Annotated in this window: 18 protein-coding genes; 5 read left to right on the top strand and 13 right to left on the bottom strand. The window is 66.3% G+C overall.

Going from position 1 to position 21,270, the window contains the following annotated elements; all coding sequences use genetic code 11:
- Window positions 1-2 precede the first annotated feature (2 nt).
- Window positions 3-2,984 (bottom strand): bifunctional diguanylate cyclase/phosphodiesterase, encoded by a 2,982-nt coding sequence (locus V7Q81_RS01525; protein ID WP_333839685.1) that lies wholly within the window; start codon window positions 2,982-2,984, stop codon window positions 3-5.
- Between the two features lie 272 nt (window positions 2,985-3,256).
- Between V7Q81_RS01525 and V7Q81_RS01520 the strand changes: the two genes are divergently transcribed.
- Entirely contained in the window at window positions 3,257-4,306 is a 1,050-nt protein-coding gene (locus V7Q81_RS01520) for an AbrB family transcriptional regulator (protein WP_333839683.1), read from the top strand.
- On the opposite strand, the gene V7Q81_RS01515 is transcribed toward V7Q81_RS01520, so the two are convergent.
- The 5 genes from V7Q81_RS01515 to V7Q81_RS01495 all read right to left on the bottom strand — a co-directional run bounded on the left by V7Q81_RS01515 (window position 4,215) and on the right by V7Q81_RS01495 (window position 10,072).
- Window positions 4,215-5,204, bottom strand: a complete 990-nt coding sequence (locus V7Q81_RS01515; protein ID WP_333839681.1) for a DMT family transporter — start codon at window positions 5,202-5,204, stop codon at window positions 4,215-4,217. The genes V7Q81_RS01520 and V7Q81_RS01515 overlap by 92 nt on opposite strands.
- Window positions 5,205-5,404: 200 nt before the next feature.
- Window positions 5,405-5,686 carry a hypothetical protein gene (locus V7Q81_RS01510; RefSeq protein ID WP_333839679.1) on the bottom strand — a complete coding sequence of 94 codons (282 nt, stop codon included), beginning with the start codon at window positions 5,684-5,686 and terminating at the stop codon, window positions 5,405-5,407.
- Complete coding sequence (locus V7Q81_RS01505; protein WP_333839677.1) at window positions 5,683-6,879, bottom strand: acyl-CoA dehydrogenase; 1,197 nt, start codon at window positions 6,877-6,879, stop codon at window positions 5,683-5,685. Before V7Q81_RS01505 ends, V7Q81_RS01510 begins: the two co-directional genes overlap by 4 nt.
- Before the next feature lie 72 nt (window positions 6,880-6,951).
- Window positions 6,952-9,012, bottom strand: coding sequence for a TRAP transporter permease (locus V7Q81_RS01500; protein ID WP_333839675.1), 2,061 nt, complete (start codon window positions 9,010-9,012; stop codon window positions 6,952-6,954).
- A gap of 109 nt (window positions 9,013-9,121) precedes the next feature.
- On the bottom strand, window positions 9,122-10,072 hold the full coding sequence (locus tag V7Q81_RS01495) for a TAXI family TRAP transporter solute-binding subunit (RefSeq protein ID WP_333839673.1): 951 nt from the start codon (window positions 10,070-10,072) through the stop codon (window positions 9,122-9,124).
- A gap of 181 nt (window positions 10,073-10,253) precedes the next feature.
- Here V7Q81_RS01495 and V7Q81_RS01490 point away from each other — a divergent pair, with 181 nt between their 5' ends.
- The 4 genes from V7Q81_RS01490 to V7Q81_RS01475 are packed head-to-tail and all read left to right on the top strand — an operon-like array spanning window position 10,254 to window position 14,546.
- A complete protein-coding gene (locus tag V7Q81_RS01490; RefSeq protein WP_333839671.1) occupies window positions 10,254-11,459 on the top strand; it encodes an efflux RND transporter periplasmic adaptor subunit in 1,206 nt (401 codons plus the stop codon).
- A gap of 1 nt (window position 11,460) precedes the next feature.
- A complete protein-coding gene (locus tag V7Q81_RS01485; protein ID WP_333839669.1) occupies window positions 11,461-12,165 on the top strand; it encodes an ABC transporter ATP-binding protein in 705 nt (234 codons plus the stop codon).
- A gap of 1 nt (window position 12,166) precedes the next feature.
- The gene (locus V7Q81_RS01480) at window positions 12,167-13,324 is read left to right on the top strand and encodes an ABC transporter permease (protein ID WP_333839667.1); all 1,158 of its coding nucleotides are present in this window, start codon (window positions 12,167-12,169) and stop codon (window positions 13,322-13,324) included.
- Between the two features lie 55 nt (window positions 13,325-13,379).
- A complete protein-coding gene (locus tag V7Q81_RS01475; RefSeq protein WP_333839665.1) occupies window positions 13,380-14,546 on the top strand; it encodes an ABC transporter permease in 1,167 nt (388 codons plus the stop codon).
- Window positions 14,547-14,558: 12 nt separating this feature from the next.
- Here V7Q81_RS01475 and V7Q81_RS01470 read toward each other — a convergent pair whose 3' ends face one another.
- The 7 genes from V7Q81_RS01470 to V7Q81_RS01440 all read right to left on the bottom strand — a co-directional run bounded on the left by V7Q81_RS01470 (window position 14,559) and on the right by V7Q81_RS01440 (window position 21,066).
- A complete protein-coding gene (locus V7Q81_RS01470) occupies window positions 14,559-15,707 on the bottom strand; it encodes an acyl-CoA dehydrogenase family protein (protein WP_333839664.1) in 1,149 nt (382 codons plus the stop codon).
- Window positions 15,707-17,275 (bottom strand): amino acid adenylation domain-containing protein, encoded by a 1,569-nt coding sequence (locus V7Q81_RS01465; RefSeq protein WP_333839662.1) that lies wholly within the window; start codon window positions 17,273-17,275, stop codon window positions 15,707-15,709. The genes V7Q81_RS01470 and V7Q81_RS01465 overlap by 1 nt, the downstream gene beginning before the upstream one ends.
- A 12-nt stretch (window positions 17,276-17,287) precedes the next feature.
- Window positions 17,288-17,539: an acyl carrier protein gene (locus V7Q81_RS01460; protein ID WP_333839660.1), complete on the bottom strand. Its 252-nt coding sequence runs from the start codon at window positions 17,537-17,539 to the stop codon at window positions 17,288-17,290.
- Complete coding sequence (locus V7Q81_RS01455; protein ID WP_333839658.1) at window positions 17,496-20,102, bottom strand: SGNH/GDSL hydrolase family protein; 2,607 nt, start codon at window positions 20,100-20,102, stop codon at window positions 17,496-17,498. Before V7Q81_RS01455 ends, V7Q81_RS01460 begins: the two co-directional genes overlap by 44 nt.
- 273 nt (window positions 20,103-20,375) lie before the next feature.
- Window positions 20,376-20,576, bottom strand: a complete 201-nt coding sequence (locus V7Q81_RS01450) for a hypothetical protein (protein WP_333839656.1) — start codon at window positions 20,574-20,576, stop codon at window positions 20,376-20,378.
- Window positions 20,577-20,608: 32 nt separating this feature from the next.
- On the bottom strand, window positions 20,609-20,827 hold the full coding sequence (locus tag V7Q81_RS01445; protein ID WP_333839654.1) for a DUF2283 domain-containing protein: 219 nt from the start codon (window positions 20,825-20,827) through the stop codon (window positions 20,609-20,611).
- Window positions 20,824-21,066, bottom strand: coding sequence for a hypothetical protein (locus tag V7Q81_RS01440; RefSeq protein ID WP_333839652.1), 243 nt, complete (start codon window positions 21,064-21,066; stop codon window positions 20,824-20,826). Before V7Q81_RS01440 ends, V7Q81_RS01445 begins: the two co-directional genes overlap by 4 nt.
- Between the last annotated feature and the right edge of the window lie 204 nt (window positions 21,067-21,270).

The raw sequence follows: 21,270 nt of genomic DNA, 5'->3' as shown, positions 1-21,270 counted from the left end.
GCTCACGCGCCCCGGTCGGCCACGAACGGCAGGGGGATGGGCCGCAGGAAGCGCGCTTCGAACTCGGCCGCCGGTAAGGGTCGGCTGAAGAGATAGCCCTGGTAAAAATCGCACTCCAGCCGCCGCAGCACTTCGAGTTGGCCTTGGGTTTCCACCCCTTCCGCCACTACCTTGAGCCGCAGGCTGCGGGCCAGGGCCATGACGGCCCGCACGATGGCGGCATCGTCCGGGTCCGCTTCCAGGTCCCGCACGAAGGAGCGGTCGATCTTAAGCGCGTCGATGGGTAGCCGCTTCAGATACGAGAGACTGGAGTAGCCGGTGCCGAAGTCGTCCACCGAAATGGAGGTGCCCAGCCTGCCCAGCTTCTGGAGCGTGGCCACGTGCTCCTCCGCGTTTTGCACCAGCAGGCTTTCGGTGATTTCCAGCTCAAGCTGGCCGGCATCGAGCTGGGTGTCCCGCAGTGCCCGGGTCACGGCACGCACCAGGTCCGCGTGGCGGACGAACTGGCCAGCGGACAGGTTTACCGCCACTTTAAGGCGCGGATAACCCGCCAGGCTCCACGCCTTGCACTGGGCGCAGGCCGCCTGCAACACCCATTCGCCGATCGGTACGATCAAGCCGGTCTCCTCGGCGATCTGGATGAAGCGGGTGGGCAGCACCAACCCTTTTTCCGGATGCCGCCAGCGTAGCAGGGCCTCGGCCCCCTCCACCTCGCCGGTCATCACGTTGACCTGGGGCTGGAAGTGAAGGACCAGCTCGTGGCGCTCGAGGGCCTGCCGCAGATCGTTTTCCACCGTCAGCCGCTGCAGCGCCCGTGCGGTCATGTCGCTGGAGAAGAACTGGTAGGTGTTTCTGCCCCGCTCCTTGGCGTGGTACATGGCCGTGTCGGCATTCTTCATCAGGGAGGCGATGTCCTGCCCGTCGAAAGGGTGGATGGCGATGCCGATGGAAGCGGTGGTAGCCAGTTGCCGGCCCTGGATGAAATAGGGCTCGGCCAGGCTACGCAGCAGCTTTTGCGCCACCTGGGCCGCGTCGGTTTCCTCCCGGATGCCGGCGAGCACCACCACGAACTCGTCCCCGCCGAGCCGCGCCAGGGTGTCGTCGCGGCGCACACACTTCTCCAACCGCTGGGCCACCTGCTTGAGCAGCTCGTCGCCCACGTGATGGCCCAGGGAATCGTTGATGGTTTTGAATCGGTCGAGGTCGATAAACAGCAGCGCGAGGGAGGTGCCGCTGCGCTGGCAGCCGATGATGTGCTGCTGCAGGCGGTCGTGGAGCAATACGCGGTTGGGCAAGGCGGTCAGGGGATCGCGGGTGGCGAGGTGCTCGATGCGCGCCTCTGCCCGCTTGCGCTCGGTAATATCGATCACGGAGCCCGCCATGCGCAGCGCCTTGCCGTACCTGTCCCGGGCTGCCTTGCCGCGGCAGAACACCCAGCGGTACTCGCCTTCGGCGCTCCGCATGCGAAATTCGCACTCGAGGTGGGGGCTCGTGCCGTTCAGATGCTCCCGCAGTGCCCGGCGGTAAGCTTTCTGATCCTCCGGATGGATGAGGCCTTCCCACGCCGCCAGGGTGGTGAGCGTCCCTTCCGGGTAACCCAGCATGGAACAGAGCCGCGGGGAGACGTACAGGGCCTTGGTCACGGTGTCGATCTCCCACATGCCGTCGCTTGCCCCTTCCATGGCGAGCATGTAGCGTTGCTCGCTCGTTTTGAGCGCCTGCTCGGCGAGCTTGCGTTCGGTGATGTCTCGGGAGGTGAGCACGATGCCATTGATTCCCGGATAATGGAGCCGGTTCACCCCCACCGTTTCCAGGTAGATCCAGGTCCCGTCGGCCTTGCGGTAGCGTAGCTCCATGGAGAACTCCGCGTCGCGGCTTTTTACCAGGCGCTGGAAGGCATCCCGGGCCGCATCCGCTTCCCGGGGATGGATGATGCTGAAGGGATTCTTGCCGATAAGCCCGCCGGGACCGTAGCCCAGGATGCGCTCGGCCGAGGGAGACTCATACAGGGTCCTGCCATCGGGGTCGTGGATGGTGATGATGTCTTTGGAGTTCTGCACCAGAGCGCGGAACTTCTCCTCGGAGCGAGCCAGCGCGTCTAGGGACTCCCGACGCTGGAGGCTCGTGGCGGCCAGAAGCTGGCACATGAGGAGCAACGCGGCGACTGGAACGTTCAGGTAGGTGAGCCCTAGCCAGACGGGCTCGGTGGCGAAGGGTCCCGTTCCTTGGGACGTGCCCCAGACGGCCGCGGCCGCCGCCAGGACTGCGCCCAGGTGGGCGAAAGGGGGTGGCAGCCGCAAGGCCGACCAGGCCATGAGGGGAAAGACGAAGGAGGCGAGGGCGATGGCGGCGCCTTGTTCGGCGATGCCCCCGTCGAAGGCGGCGGCCGTGAGGATGACCTGGGCGACGAGCAGGGCCGTCGCCTCCACGGCATGGCGGGGCGTGAGCCGGGGTTGCAGCGCTTGCGTTCCCGCGAGCAGCAAGGGGGTGACCCCCAAGATGCCCATCGCCTCTCCCATCCACCAGACGGCCCACAGGGGCGCCATAAAACTGAGGTACTCGGGGTCGAAGACGGCGAGCGCCAATGTTCCGGCGGCGGCGGGGATCGCCGCCACGGCCACCGTGACAGCAAGGAAGACCATCACGCTCTCCGGCCGCTTGATGGGAGCCCTGGTCAAGCCGTAGCTGCGGAGCAGCTGACCGCCCACGGCCGGGGCGAGGGCGGCCGCGGCGGCGAAGGCCACCGACGTGCCGAGGGAGACGCCCGCGCCCAGGCCAGCGGCGAGCGCCCCGGCGAACACGCCGGGCAGGAGCTTGACACCGAAATGGGCCACCGCGGCGAGCGCCAGCCCGGCGGCGGGCCAGACGGTGGAGGCCGGCAGGGGGGCCGAAAGCAAGGCTTTGGCAAGCTCCGCCAGACCGAAGTAGGCGGCTGCAACCCCGAGGTTGAGCAGCGCATCACGGACGGCGGGAGAGGGACTCATCGTCGTGTCAGATCGATACCCCAGTCCGAATCATACACTTGCCCAGCGTCCCCTCGCCTGCCGCCTCGGGAGGCCCGGAACGAGGGCCATGACAGGGGTAGCGGCGGCGTTGTGACGAGAAAGGGTAGGGTATACTGCCCAGCGCCACTTTGCGCTGCAGCATCGCCCGTGTCGACCCGTGTTCCCTTCCCCGGCAGGATCCACGCTCCCGTGGGCAGTCCGAAGCCGCTGCAGTTCCGTCCTCCAGAGCGATGCTCTGGGAGGGGCGCACCATGAGCCGCCGTGCAGGGCGGGCGATGGAAATCGGCGGGGCCCTGGTCTTGGGCGTGATCGCAGGCGCCCTGTGCGAAGCCGCCCGCATTCCCCTGCCTTGGATGCTGGGCCCTCTGACCGCCATGGCAGTGGCCCGGTGGTGCCATGTCCCCCTCGCGCTTGCGCCGGGGGGCCGCCACGCGGGCCAGCTGGTAATCGGCGTGGCACTGGGGCTGTACTTCACGCCCGAAGTGGGCCGTCAAGTGCTGATCTACGGGGGCTGGATGGTGGCACTAGGGCTCGCCGCCATCGGCATTGGCGGGGTCTGCGCCCGGGTGCTGTCTCGCCTGGCCGGGGTGGACGCCGCCACCGCCTTCTTCGCCAGCGTGCCCGGCGGTGCCGCCGAGATGGCGGTGTTGGGACGGCGCTACGGCGCCTCCGTGCCCCATGTGGCGCTCGCCCATTCCGTGCGCATCCTGCTGGTGGTGGTGATCGTGCCGGGGGGGCTCGCGGCCGCCGGCGTCATGGGATCGGACCCCTACGCGCCGGGCCCTTCCGCGGTCCGGCCTGAAGGCTTGGCCCTGCTGCTCGTGGGCGCGTTCGCAGCCGCCCTGCTCGCCCAGCGTGCCCGGGTACCGAACGCCTGGGTGATGGGCCCCCTCAGCCTGAGCGTTGGACTGACCCTGGCAGGGGTGCACCTTTCAGCCATTCCGGGATGGCTATCGGCGCTGGGCCAGCTTCTGATCGGAATCGCCCTAGGGGAGCGCTTCGCGCCAGATTTCCTGCGAGCCGCCCCCCGCTTTGCCCTGGCGCTGCTGGTGAGCGTGGCGGTAGCGCTGGTCCTCGCGGCCGCGCTGGGGATCGTCCTAGCGGAACACTCGGGGCTGGGGCTGCCTGCCATGATTCTGGCGGCTGCACCTGGGGGAATCGCGGAAATGTGCGTCACGGCCAAGGTGCTGCACCTGGCCGTGCCGGTGGTTACCGCGTTCCACGTGGTTCGTTTTGTCCTGGTGGTGACCCTCTCCGGTCCCCTCTTCCACCTGGCCCGTAGCCTAGCCCGTGCAGGGTAAGGAGTGCGAGGGCTCCCACGATGGAGACCATGCCCCAGAGCACCGGCCCGCTGGGGCGCTCGCCCAACTGCCAGGCAGAGGCGAGCACCCCGATCACCGGCACAGCCAGGATGCCCAGGCTGGCGGTGCCGGCGGGCAGGCGCTTCAGCACGAAGATCCAGGCAACCCAGGCGGCCGCGGTGCCCACCAGGGAGATATAGAGGAGAAGGGTGAGGAAAGCGCCGGTCCATCGCACCGGCGGCTGGGGCACGGCCAGGGCCAGAACTGCCAGCAGGAGGCTGCCGAAGAGCATCTGCCAGGCGGTGAGGACCAGGGAATCGGTGCGCTGCTGGGTCTGGATGCGCTTCGCGACGATGGCGCCGCCGGCCCAGGCCAGCCCCGAGCCCACGGCGAGCAGGCCGCTTCCCGGGGTGGCCTGGAGGTGCCACGGTTCCAGGACCAGGATCAGCCCGGTGAGGGCCAGGACCACCGCCAGCCACTGTATGCCGCGGATGCGCTCGTCGAGCAGCCAGGCAGCAAGGAGCAGGGTCCAGAACGGCATGGTGTAGGCGAGGACCGCGGTCCTGCCGGCGCCTCCCGCCACCAGGGCCCACTGGGATAGGCCGGTGAACCCGGCCGTCTGAAGAAAGCCCAGCAGTACGGTGGGGGCGAGGGGTGGCGGCTTGAGCCGGCGGCCCAGGAGAAGGAGGGCCGCGAACAGGAAAAAAGTGCCGAGCGCAGAGCGCAAGGCGGCGAAGTCGAAGGGGCCCGCATACCCGGTCGCGGCCTTCATGATGATCCAGTTGTATCCCCAGACCAGGCAGAGGGCGGCCAGCGCCCCTGTGGCCAGCCCCTGTCCGGGCTCGCTACCGGCCGGAGCCGCCTGGGCCGCGCGTCGGTAGGGGGTGGGATCCTCCATCGCGTGCCCTTCAAACGAGGCCGCGCCGACGAAGCGCCGCCACTTCTTCGCCGCCCATGTTCAGTCGCGACTCGAACACTGCCTGGGTGTCCTGTCCCGAGTCCGGGGACGAGCGCTGGTATTCCGTCGGGATATGGGAGATGGGCAGCGGATTCGCCGCCAGAGGAGCGATCCCACTGCATAGGGGGACAGGAATACGGTCATGCCGCCGTGGACTCCCCGGAATAGCGGAACACCTGATCCAGGCGGTTGATGGAACCGCAGCAAATGCCTGCGGGCTCCAGCAGGGCGCGCCATTCGCCAGCGCAGCGCGAGGCCATCGTTTCGGCAATCATGGGAATCAGGGCACCGCGCTGGGCGAAGGCGGCGGGCACCGCCACCGCCGCGCCCAGGCCGGCGAGTACTTGGCTCGCCCAAGGGTGGGCGAGGACGCAGGAGAAATCGAAGACGCGCCCATGGAAAGGGGAGGCCGGCCACGTCATGCGCTGAAGGCCGCAATCCCCGTCTGGGCGCGGCCCAGAATCAAGGCGTGGATGTCGTGGGTGCCTTCGTAGGTATTCACCGCCTCCAAGTTCATCATGTGACGGATCACATGGTACTCGTCACTGATGCCGTTGCCGCCGTGCATGTCCCGGGCGAGGCGCGCGATCTCCAGGGCCTTGCCGCAGGAGTTGCGCTTGAGCATGGAGACCATCTCCGGTGTGGCGCGGCCCTCGTCCATGAGGCGGCCCAGCCGCAGCACCGCTTGCAGTCCCAGGGCGATCTCGGTCTGCATGTCGGCCAGTTTCTTTTGGATGAGCTGGTTGGCGGCCAGGGGTCGGCCGAACTGCTTGCGCTCCAGGGTGTAGTTGCGGGCCGCGTGCCAGCAGAACTCGGCCGCCCCCAGGGCGCCCCAGGCGATGCCGTAGCGGGCCTTGTTGAGGCAGCTGAAGGGAGCCTTCAGGCCCTTCGCGCCGGGAAGCAGGTTCTCTTCCGGCACGTAGACATCGTCCATGACGATCTCGCCGGTGACAGAAGCGCGCAAGGAGAACTTGCCTTCGATCTTGGGAGCGAAAAGCCCTTGCATTCCCTTCTCCAAAATGAAGCCGCGGATCTCTTTCCCGTCGTCCTTGGCCCAGACGATGAACAGGTCGGCGATGGGGGCGTTGGTGATCCAGGTCTTCGCGCCGCGAAGCCTGTAGCCTCCTTGAACCTTTCTTGCCCGGCTCTCCATGCTCCCGGGATCGGAGCCGTGGTTGGGCTCGGTAAGGCCGAAGCAGCCCACGAGCGCTCCCGTGGCGAGGCGCGGCAAGTATTTCTGCCTCTGGGCCTCGGTTCCGTAGGCGTGGATCGGGTACATCACCAGGCTGGACTGGACGCTCATGGCGGAGCGGTAGCCTGAATCCACCCGTTCCACTTCCCGGGCGATCAGGCCATAGCACACGTGGTTTACTCCGGCGCAGCCGTAGCCCTCCAGTGTGGCGCCGAGAAAGCCCAGGGCCCCCATCTCCTTCAGGATCTCCCGATCGAAGCGCTCGTGGCGGTTCGCCTCCAGCACCCGGGGCATGAGCTTCGCCTGGCAGTAGTCCCGGGCGGCGTTCCGCACCATACGCTCCTCTTCCGAGAGTTGGTCCTCGAGAAGTAACGGGTCGTCCCACTGGAAAACGGGTTGGGTGGCAGAGGGGTCGCGTTTCATGGGGGACTCCGAAGCACGGATGCACGGCGGGGACGAAATTCATTCTACACCCGGCTCGCCCAGCGCGCCGGGTCAGGCTGTGCGGGCGGCCCGGGCCTTGCGCGCCCGCCAGCCGTGGAGGAGCAAGGTGAGGGCGCAGAGCCCGAAGCCGATTTCGTCGGTGATGGGCAAGGCCACCACCAGGAAGAAGGCCCCGGAGGCGGCCAGGATCCGCTCCGGCCAGGCGAAGGGCGCCCACAGATAACCGATGCTCGCCGCGCCCCACAGGCCGATGGAGAGCAGGGCCTTGAGGACGATATAGAGGATGTCCACCGCGTCTCCGCCCTGGAGCATGAGGGCTGGGGCGTACACCGCCATGTAGGGGACGACGAAGCCAGCGATGGCCACCCGCATCGCCTGAACGCCGATCTTGAGCCCCGAGGTGCGGGCGATGGGGGCCGCCGCGTAAGCGGCCAGGGCCACCGGGGGCGTGAGATCCGCCATGATGCCGAAATAGAACACGAACATGTGGGATACGATCAGAGGCACGCCCAATTCCAGCAACGCCGGGGCGGCCAAGGAACTGGTGATGATGTAGTTGGGAATGGTGGGAATGCCCATGCCCAGCACCAGGCAGGTGAACATAGTGAGCACCAGGGACAGCATCAGGTTGTGCTCTCCCAGGCGGATGATGTAGCCGGCGAAGGTGGTGGCGGCGCCGGTCAGGGTCAGCACGCCGATGATGACCCCCACTAGGGCGCAGGCGACGCCCACCGAAAGGGCGTGCTTGGCCCCCTCGGCCAGGCCGTGGACGGCGAGTCGGAGCACCTCCCGCCCGCCCCGCACGAACAGGTTGATCGCCACGAGCAGCCCAATGACGGCGAACACCGCGGTGATGCCGTACTCGAAGAAGGCCGAGGACAACACTCCCAGCAATACCCAAAAGAGGACGCGCAATCCAAGGGGGCCGATGCGCGCCGCCACGGCCGTGCCGAAGATGAGGATCACGGTGAGGGCGAGCCCCACGGTGCCGGAGAAAAGAGGCGTGTAGCCGGAGAAGAGGAGATAGACCAGCACGACCAGGGGCAGTACCAGGTGCCAGCCGGCGCGCACCGCGGCCCAGGCATTTGGGCACTCTTCTTTAGGCAATCCCAGCAGGCCCAGGCGCCCCGCTTCCAGATGCACCATCCAGAAAGCGGTGGCGAAATAGAGCAGTGCCGGAATGATGGCCGCCTTGACGATCTCCACGTAGGGCACGCCGATGGTCTCCGCCATGATGAAAGCGACCGCTCCCATCACCGGGGGCATGATCTGTCCCCCCATGCTGGCGGTGGCCTCCACGCCGCCGGCGAACTCGGGCCGATAGCCGAAGCGCTTCATGAGCGGGATGGTGAACTGGCCGGTGGTCACCACGTTGGCCACTCCCGAGCCGTTGATGGTGCCCATGAGCCCCGAGGCCACCACTGCCACTTTGGCGGGCCCGCCCCGGGTATGGCCCACGGTGCCCATGGAAAAGTCGGTAAACAGCTTGATCATTCCCGCCTGTTCCAGAAAGGTGCCGAACAGGATGAAGAGAAAGATGTAAGTGGACGAGACGTAGGTGGGGATTCCATAGATGCCCTCCGTACCGAAGGAGAGCTGATTGATCACCTGATCGAGGCCGTAACCGCGGTGGGCCAGGGCCCCGGGCAGGTGGTGGCCGAAGAGGGCGTAGGCGAGAAAGGCGGCGCAGATGAGGGGGAGGGCCGGCCCCATGACGCGCCGTGCCGCTTCGAACACCAGCGCGAGCACTGCCACGCCCACGATCATGTCCTGCCAGGTGAGGTCCCCGGAGCGCAGGATCAGTTCTTCTTCGAAGACCCATTGATACAGGCCCAGGACGAAACCGGTGATGCCCAGCGCCCAGCCGATCCAGGCGTCGCGCCGCCCGCCTCGCTTGAAGCTGGGATACAGGGCGAACGTCAGGAGCGTGAGGAAGCCCACGTGCAGCGAGCGCATGACGAGGCTCGACAAGGGGGCGTAGGCGGCGGTGAAGACCTGGTAGGCCGAGAAGGCGACGCCGATGGCGAAAATCGCCTTCGCGGCGCGGGCGGAGGGCTCGGGTGCGTGGAAGAAGGGTTCGGTCCCGGTGGCGGAGGGCGGGAACGAGGACATGGGATAGCCTTGAGACCTGGTGGATCGCGCCCGGGAAGCGAATATGGCGCAGCGCGACCGGAGGGCTCGCCGGCCGCGCTGCGCCCCGCCTAGCCCCTCTCCAGGGTGGCTACTTGATCAGCCCCTTCTCCTTGTAGAAGCGCTCGGCCCCGGGATGGAGCGGCACAGGCATGCCCTTTAGAGCGTTTTGCAGCTGGATGCCCTTGGCGGCGGCGTGGGCAGCCACCATCTGGTCCAGGTGTTCGAACATGGCCTTGGTCATCTTGTAGACCAGTTCCGTCGGCACCCCCTCGTGGGTCACCAGGTAGTTGGCAATGGCGGCGGTGGGCACGTCTTGGGTTTGGCCCTCGTAGGTGCCGGCGGGAATGACGGCGGACTGGTAGGCCGGGTCGCCCACCTTGGCCACCACCTCGGGGGCGATCGGCACGATCACGATCTTCACCGCGGTGGCGAGATCCCGGATGGAGGCGACGCCCAGCCCCGCGGACTGAAGGGTCGCGTCGAGCTGGCGGTTCTTGATCAGCTCCACCGACTCGCCGAAGGGGAGGTATTCCACCTTGCCCAGATCCTTGTAGGAAAGACCCGCGGCCTTGAAGATCGCCCGGGCGTTCAGCTCCGTGCCTGACTTGGGGGCGCCCACCGAGACCCGCTTGCCCTTCAGGTCGGCGAGGGATTTGATCCCGGACTCGGCGCTCGCCACGATCTGGACGTAGTTGTTGTAGATGGCGGCGATCCCCCGCAGCTTTTTGAGGGGTGTTTTGAAGCCCGCCTCCTCGTTGCCGTTCCAGGCATCCGACAAGGCGTCCCCCAGGGTGAAGGCGATCTCGCCGCGGCCGGCCTGGAGCAGGTTCAGGTTTTCCACCGAGGCCTTGGTGGACTGCACGGTGGACTTCGCTTCGGGAATGGTCTTGGTGTAGATCTGGGAGAGGGCCACACCCAAGGGATAGTAAATGCCGGCGGTGCCGCCGGTCAGGACGTTGATAAACTGCTGCTGGGCGATGGCGGGCGCGGCGGCCAGGAGGGAAAAGCTGAACAGGACAAGGCGTAGGGTGCTGATCATCGGTTTCCTCCGGCGGTCTTCGGCGATTGCTTTGTTATCAGGCGGGTAGGCCCGGCGAGGCGGGGCCTTACCCTTTTTAACACACGGCCGCTTGCGCTGACAACCCGACGGCTGCGGTTCTGAGCCATAATCTGCCCTTTTTTGAAAGCGCGGCCTCTGCGCGCCACCTTGCGGAAAGCCCGTGCCCAGCCAAGACCTGGAGCGCCTCAAAAAAATCGACCGCCGGCCCCCGCGTCGTCGACGGCGCCTCGTGCCGACGCTCCTCGTCCTTGTTCTCGCCGCCGTAGCGGCGGGCTATTGGTACTTCTTTCAGGCACGGGTGGAGGTGCAGGCCGCCACAGTGGTCCAGGTCTTCCCTTCCCAGAAATACACCCTGCTCAACGCCACCGGCTACGTGGTTCCCCAGCGCAAGGCAGCGGTAGCGTCCAAGGCCACCGGGCGCCTGGAGTGGCTGGGGGTAGCCGAAGGCAGCCAGGTGAGAGCGGGCCAGCTCATCGCCCGGCTGGAGAATCGGGACGTGGTGGCCGCCCGGGACCAGGCGGCGGCCCAATTGCAGGTGGCCCGCGCCAATTTGGACCAGGCGCAGGCCGAGTGGGCTGACGCGGAGCGGGACCTGGAGCGTGCCCGGGATCTCGCGGCCAAGAATTTCGTCTCCCGGGCGGCTCTGGAGCAGGCGGTGGCGCGTCGCGACAAGGCGGCTGCGGCCGTGACTGGGGCGAAGGCCGCCATCGTTGCCGCGCAGGCGGGGCTGCGCGCGGCCGAGATCGCCGTGGAGCAGACCTTGATCCGGGCGCCTTTCGACGGGGTGGTGCTGGTCAAGCACGCCAACATCGGCGACGTGGTCTCTCCCTTCAACCCGTCGCCGGAGGCCAAGGGGGCGGTGGTGTCCATGGCGGACATGGGCACCTTGGAGGTGGAAGCGGACGTCTCGGAGTCTAACCTGTCCAAAGTAGCGGTGGGGCAGGCGTGCGAGATCCAACTGGACGCTTTGCCGGAGGTCCGTTTCGCCGGGGTGGTACGGCGCATGGTGCCCACGGTGGACCGCTCCAAGGCCACGGTGCTGGTGAAGGTGGGCTTCGTGGAGCTGGATCCCCGGGTGCTACCCGACATGAGCGCCCGGGTCGCCTTCCTGTCCCAGCCGGTGCCCCCGGAGGAGCGCAGGCCCCGGCTGGCGGTGGTGCGGGAAGCGCTCGTCGAGCGGGGCGGCCGCACCCTCGCCTTCGTCATCGACCCCTCCGGGCGGGCCGTGGCCACCCCCGTGGAGACGGGCGAGCCCATTGGCGACCTGGTGGAAGTGCGCCGGGGGCTTGTGGCAGGCCAGACAGTGGTGAAATCCCCGCCCCGGGACCTGCGCGACGGGGCGCGGGTTTCGGTGGCGAGGTCCTGAAATGGGCCCAGGAGAGACACGTGCGGAAGGGCCGCGCCGCAACGCGGTGGAGGTGCGGCATCTTTTCAAGTCTTACCGGCGCGATGGGCACGTTCTGCCCGTACTCACCGACGTGAGTCTTGACGTTCCCGAAGGCGAATTTCTCGCCCTCATGGGGCCTTCGGGATCGGGCAAAAGCACCCTGCTCAACCTGATCGCCGGCATCGACCGACCCGACGAAGGCCGGATCATCGTGGCGGGGGAGGACATCACTCGGCTTACGGAAACAGAGCTGGCCGATTGGCGTGCCGCCCACGTGGGTTTCATTTTCCAGTTCTACCATCTGATCCCGGTGCTCACGGCCCTGGAAAACGTGGAGCTGCCCCTGCTCTTGACCGGGCTGTCCGGGTCGGAGCGGCGCGAGCGGGCGGCTGCCGCCCTCGCGTTGGTGGGGCTCGAGGAGCGCTTGGCCCATTATCCCGCCCAGCTCTCCGGCGGTCAGCAGCAGCGGGTGGCCATCGCCCGCGCCATCGTCACCGACCCGAGCCTGATCGTGGCCGACGAGCCCACCGGGGATCTGGACCGGGTTTCCGCCGGGGAAGTGCTCGATCTGCTCAACCGCTTGAACGGGGAGCTGGGCAAGACCATCGTCATGGTCACCCACGACCAGCGGGCCGCCGAGCGAGCCCACCTGGTGCGGCACCTGGAGAAGGGGGAGCTGCAATAGCGTGTATACGCTCAAGCTCATTCTGCGTAACGCCCTGCGCCACAAGTTGCGCACGGCGCTGACTGCCCTGGGTATTGTAGTGGCCATCGTCGCCTTTGGACTGCTGCAGACCATCGTGGACGCCTGGTACGCGGGGGCGGCGAGTGCTTCCGCCACGCGGCTGGTAACCCGAAACGCCATCTCCCTGGTATTTCCCCTGCCCTTGAGCTACCAGGCGAAGATCCGCAGCATTCCCGGGGTCACGGGCGTCTCCCACGCCAATTGGTTCGGCGGTGTCTACGTCTCAGAGAAGAACTTCTTCCCCCAGTTCGCGGTGGACGCGCAGACCTATTTCCGCTTGTACCCGGAATACCGGGTGCCGGAGGAGCAGTTCCGGGAATTCCTACGCGACCGCCGCGGCGCCATCGTGGGACGCAAGACGGCCGAGACTTTCGGCTTTCGGGTGGGTGACGTGGTGCCCCTCAAGGGCACCATCTACCCGGGTAACTGGCAGTTCGTGGTGCGGGGCATCTACACAGGGGCGGATTCCCGCACCGACGAATCCCAGTTCTTCTTCCATTGGACTTACCTCAACGAGTACGTGCGGGAGCGCCTCCAGCGCCGCTCGGACACGGTGGGCGTCTACGTGGTGCAGGTGGCCTCTGCCGAGGACGTGCCGCGCGTGGCCGAGGCGATCGATGCTCTCTTCCGCAATTCCCTGGCCGAGACCCGCACCGAGAGCGAGCAGGCGTTTCAGCTCTCCTTCGTATCCATGACGGAGGCGATCCTGATCCTGATCCGGGTGGTCTCCTTTGTAGTGATCGCCATCATCCTGGCGGTCATGGCCAACACCATGGCCATGACCGCCCGGGAGCGGGCCTGCGAGTACGCCACTTTCAAGGCCTTGGGTTTTCGCCCGTCTTTCCTGGCGGGGCTTATCTTCGGCGAGTCCCTGGCCATCGCTATGACAGCCGGCACGCTGGGAGTCGCCCTCACGTTTCCGGTCTCCCATCGTTTCGCCCAGGCGATGGGCACCCTGTTCCCAGTGTTCGAAGTCTCGGGCTCAACGGTGGTCCTGCAGCTTGCCTGCGCCTGCGCGGTGGGGGGGCTCGCGGCCGTGCTTCCGGCCTGGCGGGCGGCCCGCGTTCCCGTGGCGGAGGGGCTGCGTAACGTCGGATGAGATGAGGGACTGCCACGAAGGGAATGTGATCGAAGCCAGGTCCCCTTAGAAAGCCATGGCTGTTCCCCTCTCCTACTCGATTCGTAACCTCCGTACCCGGCGGCTCACCACGGCCCTCACGGCGGGCGGCATGGCGCTCGTGGTGTTCGTGTTCGCCACGGTGCTGATGTTGGAGGCGGGCCTGCGGGCGACGCTGGTGGACACTGGAACCTATGACAACGTGGTGGTGACCCGGCGCGCTGCAGGCACCGAAGTGCAAAGCTCGGTGGAACGCATACAGGCCATGATCGTGGAAGCCCAGCCGGAAGTAGCCCTTGCTCCGGACGGGGCTCCCTTCGCTTCCCGGGAGACGGTGGTCCTGATCACGCTCCCCAAGCGCGCGAGCGGCGATCCCTCCAACGTGGTGATCCGGGGCGTCGGGCGCCATGGGCTGGCGCTACGTCCCCAGGTGCGACTGGTGGAGGGGCGGCTGTTTCGCACGGGCGCCTCCGAGATCATCGCCGGCCGCGCCATCGCCGAGCGCTTCGTCGGCGCTGGCCTCGGCGAGCAGCTGCGCTTCGGCATGCGCGACTGGACGGTAGTGGGCATTTTCGATGCCGGGGGAACGGGCTTCGATTCCGAGGTGTGGGGCGATGCCGATCAGCTCATGCAAGCCTTCCGCCGCAACACCTATTCCTCGGTGGTGCTCAAGCTCTCCGACCCGGCCGGATTCGACGCCTACAAGCGCCGTGTCGAGACCGACCCGCGGCTCACGGTGGAGCCGAAGCGGGAGGTCCAGTTCTACGCCGACCAGTCCCAGGTCCTGGCCGATTTCATCCGCATTTTGGGGCTCACCCTCTCGATCATCTTCTCCATCGGCGCGGTGATTGGCGCCATGGTGACCATGTATTCCGCTGTGGCCAACCGCACCCGGGAGATCGGCACCCTTCGGGCTTTGGGCTTTCGCCGCGGGAGTATCCTGACCGCCTTCCTGGCCGAATCCGTGGCGCTCGCCCTGGCAGGTGGTGCGATGGGGCTCGCCGCCGCCTCCCTCATGCAGCTCGTGACCGTATCCACGACCAACTGGCAGTCGTTCTCGGAGCTCGCCTTCCGCTTCACCCTGACGCCCGGGATCGTGGCCCAGTCGCTCCTATTCTCCGTCCTCATGGGCCTCGCTGGCGGCTTCCTGCCGGCGCTGCGGGCCGCCCGGCTCGATATCGTGGACGCCCTGCGGGCGGTATGAAGCCGCCTTCCGCTAAAGCCCCAGCCAACGGGCGATGATGTTGCGCTGCATTTCGGACGTGCCCGAGTAGAGGGTACTGCCCACGGCGTCCCGCAGGGCCCGCTCCACTTCATATTCCGTCATGAACCCGTAACCGCCGTGCACCTGCACTGCGTCGAGGGCCGTGCGGACCAGGGCTTCGCTCACGAATAGTTTGGTGATGGACGCGTCCAGGGAGGCGCTGCGCAGATGGGCGAGGCGCCAGGCGGAGCGGTAGGTGAGGGCGCGAGCGGCCTCCAGATGCACCTTCATGTCGGCGATCTTGTGGGCGACCGCCTGGAACTTGCCGATGGGCTGGCCGAACTGGGAGCGGGTCCGGGCGTAGGTGACGCAGGTCTCCAGCAAGCGCTCCATGGTGCCCAGGTGGCACGCCACCAGCAGGATGCGCTCCCAGTCCATGGCGGTGGAAAAGACCGCCGCGCCTCCTCCGACGGTGCCAAGGACGGCGTCCTCGGGAACTCGGGCATCCTGGAACACCAGCTCACCCACGGGGGAGGTGCGCAAGCCCAGCTTCTCGAGCTTCCTGCCGGCGAAAAAGCCGGGCGTTGTCCTCTCCACCAGGAAGGCGGTCACGCCGCCGTGGAATCCCTTGGCGGGGTCGGTCACGGCGAAGACGACCGCCAGGTCCCCCACCGGCGCGTTGGAGATGAAGCTCTTGGTCCCGTCCAAGCGCCAGCCCGCGCCGCAGCGCTCGGCCCGGGTGCGCATGGCGAAGGAATCCGAGCCGGAGCCGGGCTCGGTGATGGCATGCATGCCGATCAAGGTTCCGTCGCACAGCCCGGGGAGGTAACGCCGCTTCTGGGCTTCGGTCCCGTGGGTCATGAGGGGTACGACGCAGGCGAGCAGGTGGGCGCACAAAGAAAAACTCAAGCCTCCGTCGCGGCAGCCGTAGCCCAACGCTTCCAGGGCGATGGCGCAGGACAGGGAGTCTAGGCCGCTGCCGCCGTAGTCTTCGGGCACTGGAAGCCCCGGGAGGCCGATCCTGGCGCACTTGCGCCACAGCTCCCGGGAGAAGGTTTGCTCCCGGTCCCGCTGGGTGACGCCCGGGTTCAATTCCCGCTGGGCGAATTTGACGATGCTCTCGCGCAGCAGCTTCTGCTCTTCGGAGAAGGAGAAGTCCATCAGACCATTTCCTTCAATCGCTGGTAGTCGACTTTGTCGGTGGAGGTCTTGGGCAGCGCTTCGCACCAGACGAAGTGATCGGGAATCATATAGGCGGGAAGGACCTCGCTGCAGAAGCGCTTGAGCTCGAGGAGGGAGGGGCGTTCGGCTCCGCGGCAGCTCAGGAAGGCCTTGAGCTTGACCCCCGCCTCCTCGTCGGGAAGGGCGACCACCGCCACCTCCCGGATGAGGGGATGGCGGTAAAGCCCCGCCTCGATCTCTCCCAGCTCGACCCGATAGCCGCGCCGCTTCACCATGCGATCGCGCCGCCCGAGGTAGACGTAGTTCCCATCATCCCTTTGCACCACGATGTCGCCCGTTTTGTACCACCGCAGACCATGCTCGTCGGTGAGGAACGCCGTGGCGCTGCGTTCGGGCAGGCCCCAGTAGCCCTGCATCACGCCCCGCCCGCTAATGCACAGCTCCCCTTCCTCCCCCTGCCCGACCTCGTGCCCGTCTGCGTCCACTACCTTGCCCCGCAGGTGGGAGCAGACGCGCCCGATGGGGAAGGGGGCAGTGCGCTCCTCGGGAATCGGCAGCGGCACCTCGTAGAAGGTGCACACGTTGGTTTCGGTGGGTCCGTAGAGATTGAAGTACCTCGGGTGGGGCCATAGCTGGGTGAGGGTGCGCAGGTGCTTCACCGGGAAGACCTCGCCGGCGAAGAGCACCAGGCGCAGCGCGGAATAGTCCCCGCTCGAAAGGCTTCCATACTGGGCCAGCAGACTTAGGATGGAGGGGGCCGAATACCAGACACTCACGCGCTGCTCGGCGATCAGGGGCGCGAGCCGGAAAGGGTCTTTACCCACGTCCTCGGCCACCAGGACCAGGGCTGCGCCGTGCTTCAGGGCCACGTGGATGTCCAAGATGGACAGGTCGAAGTGGAAGGGTGCGTGAGAGGAGAAACGGTCCCTCGCTTGCGGCTCGAAGACTTCCGAGCACCAGTCCACGAAGCTGACTGCGTTCTCGTGGGATAGCATCACCCCCTTGGGTTTGCCCGTGGAACCGGAGGTGTACAGGATATAGGCGAGATCGTGGGGCGCGGGCATGGCCGTCACCGTCGACGGGGCCGGGTCTACGGCGTCCGCCTGCTCCAGGGCTCGTGCCAGGGCGACGCCACCCCCGGCTCCTTCCAGGACGAGTAAGGCGGGCGCGGCGCCCAAGGAGGCTAGCTCGGCCTGGAGCTTTTCCTGGAAGCGCCGTTCCAGCACCACCGCCCGCACCGCGCAATCGTGCAGGATGTAGGCATTGCGCGAGGGCGGCGCGCTGGGATCCACCGGCACGTAGGCAGCCCCGGCCTGGAGGATCCCGTACAGGGTCGCCACCGCGTCGATGGATTTGCGCAAATAAATTCCTACCCGATCGCCCGGCCGCACGCCCAGGGCCCGGAGCCGGTCCCGGACTCGGCTGGAAAGCCCGCCGAGCTCCCGATAGGTCATCTCGCCTGCGCCCGGCTCCACCACGGCGATGCGGTCCGGGTGCCGCTCGGCGGTGCGGAGGAAGGCATCGTGCAACACGTAAGGCGTTTCCATGGTTTCAGCTCCCTAAGCTTGCTTGGAACGGATGAGGGAGGTGATTTGGGCGAGGGTATCCAAGTGCTCCGGGTCCGTTTCGTGGGCCTGGAGCGTCACCCCGAAGCGCTCCTCGATGAACAGGACCAGCTTCAGCGTGGCGATGGAGTCCAGCACGCCTCCCGTGATGAGGGGCGTCCCGTCGGTCAGCGCGTCGGGGTCTTCTCCCGGCAGAAATTCCCTAAGGATGAACTCCTTGACGGTGCTCTTGATGTCCTCTGCCATAATGGGCCTCCCTGGTCTCGGGCGATGAGTGGTTGCTCGCTGCTCGCCGCTGCGGATGGAAGATGGCTTGCCACTGCGCCTGCAGCGCCTCGTACAGGCGGGCAGCAATCAGCTCGTGGCCCCGCCGGTTGGGGTGATCGTCCCACTGCGCGAGGCGGATCGAGGCGATGTCGTGGTTTTCGTAGACGTCCGAGAGATCGATCACGAGAAAACCGGACTCCCGCGCCCGGCGCAGGGTCTCGGGCGTCTCCTCTTGCCAGGTGCCCTCCCGCACCTGGGGTACGAATACCCACACGGGGACGGCTCCCGCCGCACGGGATTGATCGACGATGTGCTGGTAGACCCGGCCAAGGATCTCTGGGCCCAGAGGCGCCAGCCGCTTGAGGGCGGTGGCCTCGTCCATCTCCTGTTCAAGCCCCGCCTGAGCGAGGAGCTCCCGCAGCGGCGGGTACGGGATCTCGATGCCCTTTTGCACCACTTCCACCATGTACCTCGCCGCGCGGGAGATCTCACGGCCCGTCGCCACGTAAAACACCGCATCCGGGCCGAACCCGAGCGCCTTCTCGAGCGCCACCAATTGCTGGGGCGGCTGATAGCCGGGAACGCCGAAGTTGAGGATTTCGATGGTGCCCTGCCCGGCAGCGGCGGCGTCCCGATTCAGCTGCTCTTCCAGCAGCGCCTCGAAGGTCTCCCCGTCGCTGACGCCCCAGCCCATCACCAATGAGGCGCCCAGCAGGGCGATGCGATAAGTGCCGGGCGGCGGCGTTTGCTCGTAGTCCCGATCCCGCATGCCCCAGCGGTTGGTGCTGATAGTGCCGAAGTTGGTCTTGGAGACGAAAGAAGGGATCAACTCCCCCTGAGCGAAGCCGCCGCTGAAGCGTTTGAGATTCGCCCCTTGTACGTCTAGCCAGTTGGCCGGCCGCTTCGTGTATACCTCCCAGAGCTGAGAATTGAACCGCTCCACCGAAAGCAGGTTTTCATAGTAGCCGCGCTCGAGCTTCGCCACGTCCAGGCGGCTCAAGCGCCCGGAGCGCAGGGAATGGATGGTGGTGGCCACCTCGGTGCCGAGCTGGGAATGGACCCCTTCGATGCCGATGCCCACCAGCGCCACCATGGCAGCCACGGTGGCCACTCGGGCCCGCAGCCAAAGCCTTGTCTGCTGTTGCGAGGCGCGGGTGTTGCGTACCCCGCCGCGCTCGATGCTGCCCAGCAGGATCACCCCCAGCACCAGGGCGGGAATGGCGAGCGTTTTCCAGCTCGGCTCGCCCCCCAGGGCCGCCCACAGGGACAGCCATTCGGGAATGGACTCCGCCGTCCAGAAGGACCACAGCACACAGAGGCACCAAAAGATGGCGAAGGTCTTGAGGGTGGTGGCGCCGAGGCTGCGCCAGGTCTGGACGGATTGGGCCAGACTGCGGCTGCGGCCGTGCTTGATTTCGTGGAGGCCGTTCAGGACCACCAGGATGCCCAGGACCATCCAGAACAGAATGTCCTGCCACGCGAGCAGGGCGGTCCCCCGCAGCCAGAACCACTGGTAGGCATGCAGGAACCAGGTGAGGAAGAAGACGTACAGGGTGGCGAGCACCATCGCCTGGGTGGCGCCCAGGCCTCGAAGCTTGAACACCGCCGGGTAGTAGAAGACCTTCTGCATGAAATCTTTCCAGTAGATGTTGATGCGCCGCCAGAAGTCGGTGAAGCTGGCAGCGAGAAGATAGCGGTGATGGGTCTCGGGCAGGCGAAAGCCGAAGAGGTAGAGCATGCCCACGATCAGATGGAATAGCCCGGACACCCGCAGATAGAGAAGAAAATTCGCCACCAGGTATTGCATCAAAGTGTCCGGACCGGTCACTTCCGAAGGGGCCAGGGTGAGGTAGTAATAGACGAAGCGGTACAGGATTAGGTGGATGACGCCCCGCAGCATCCAGTCGATGCCCACCTGGTAGATGCAGTACGCGTCGTCGTCGAAGTAATTGCGCCGGAACGCCTTGTAATCCACTACCGGAAAGAGCGGAAAGCAGGCGTTCGGCAGCATGAAGAAATAGGACAGGGTGCGTACCGGCGAGGCCGGCGCCGTGTCGTGGCGCAGATCGTAGAAGTAGACGATCAGCCGGAACATGAACATGGAGCCGAGGATGGGCCATACGGCGTCGGACACAGGACCCTCAAGCCACTTGGCCCGCAGCGCCGCGAGCACCCCCCCTGCTGCGACGAGCAGCGCGCCGCGGAGGAGGAATGACACTGGCAAGTGGCAAATGCCGATGAGGAGCAGGCCGATCGCCACGAGCCACAACCCATGGGAAAGATCCAGCGCCACCACGATCCCGGCCATGGAAAGCGCGAGGAAGAAGGGTAGCCGCAGTCGCAGGGGCAGCAGGGCGTGAATGGCAAAGCCGGCGAAGGCGAGGAGGGCAAGCCGCAGGAATGCCGGGCTTTCGATCTGGAACTGGCGCAGCAGAAGCGTGAGCAGCCCGAGCTGGGCCAGGATGAACAGATACTGGGGCAAGCGGATGCGGCCTTCGGCCAGGGCATCCCCGGCGGCTTCTGCCCCCGTGCGTTGCACCACGGCATCCTCCCTTGCGCCCGCGGGTGGGCTGCAGACCGAACGCTCTTTTTGCCCCGGTAGAGGGTTCGTCGTCCTCTACCTAAGGAGGACCAGAGGGTACGCTTGCCGGTGGTGATGAAAAACCCACGACCTCCCGCCCTCTGGGAGGGGGCGAATCGCACTGGCCCGGCTCAGGCCGCCTCATGCTCTACAGGCGCAAGGCCTATCATACCGCGGTTTTTTTACGGAAATCGACGTGGCGCTTGCCAGCCGGGGTGGGCTGCCAGCGACAGCCTAGCTCTTCGTCGGCGCGAGGGTGTCCACGTGCAGGGGAAACTCGCCGCGGGCGCGGTCGGCGAAGTAGTGGCTCAAGGTGGCGTGGATGGTGCGGAAGGCGAGGGCGTTCCAGGGCACTTCGGGCTCGGTGAAGAGTTTCACCTCCAGGCTCTCTTCGCCCGGGCGGAAGTCCAGGTCCAGCAGCCGGGCGCGGAACATGAGGTATACCTGGGTTAAGCGGGGAACGGGATTTACGCGCTGGTTGTTTCAACCTCACCGGGCAGTTTGTTGAGGATGAGCTTCTCCAAATCCACCTTGTGACTGGCATTGTCGATATCTATACCGACGAGCCTGCCGTCGGCATCGTAATCAAGAACGATACCCTGCGAAATTTCGCGGCTCTCGACGCTGGGCCGTTCGGACAGGTCGATGTACAAAGAGTCGGTTTCCGGATGGTAATTGAGCTTCATGGTTCGAAGTCCCGGTCTGGAAAAGCGTTGTGAATCGTTACCTTATCCTCTAGGGTGATTACCCGCAAGTAGCGGTTTCCGAACTCTGGAACGGGCGCCCAGAAACGGTAGCGATTGCGCTCCTGCGGCTCCGAGCGAACGGCGTTCTCGATGACATAGATGCACCACTCTTTTTTTAGATAGGGACGTTTGCGCAGGACCTCTTTTTCGAAGTATTCGGTGTACTTGTACTCGTTCATCGACCCTGGCTTCGGGCGCTTTGGAGGAATGGCAGCCGGCAGGAAACATTCTAACGGAATTCCGCTACAGGGCCGCTGAACGCAGGCCCACGCTCGCCTCTCTTGCAGGGGGCAAGCGCTTCCTGCATGCGTCGCGGCGAAGGTCTAATTCTTCGTCGGCGCGAGGGTGTCCACGTGCAGGGGAAACTCGCCGCGGGCGCGGTC

Origin of the sequence: Pelomicrobium sp. (assembly GCF_036803785.1) — a bacterium.
GTDB lineage: Bacteria > Pseudomonadota > Gammaproteobacteria > Burkholderiales > UBA6910 > Pelomicrobium.
The sequence above is the reverse complement of the archived record's forward strand: the minus strand, read 5'-3'. Positions and strand labels throughout refer to the sequence as shown.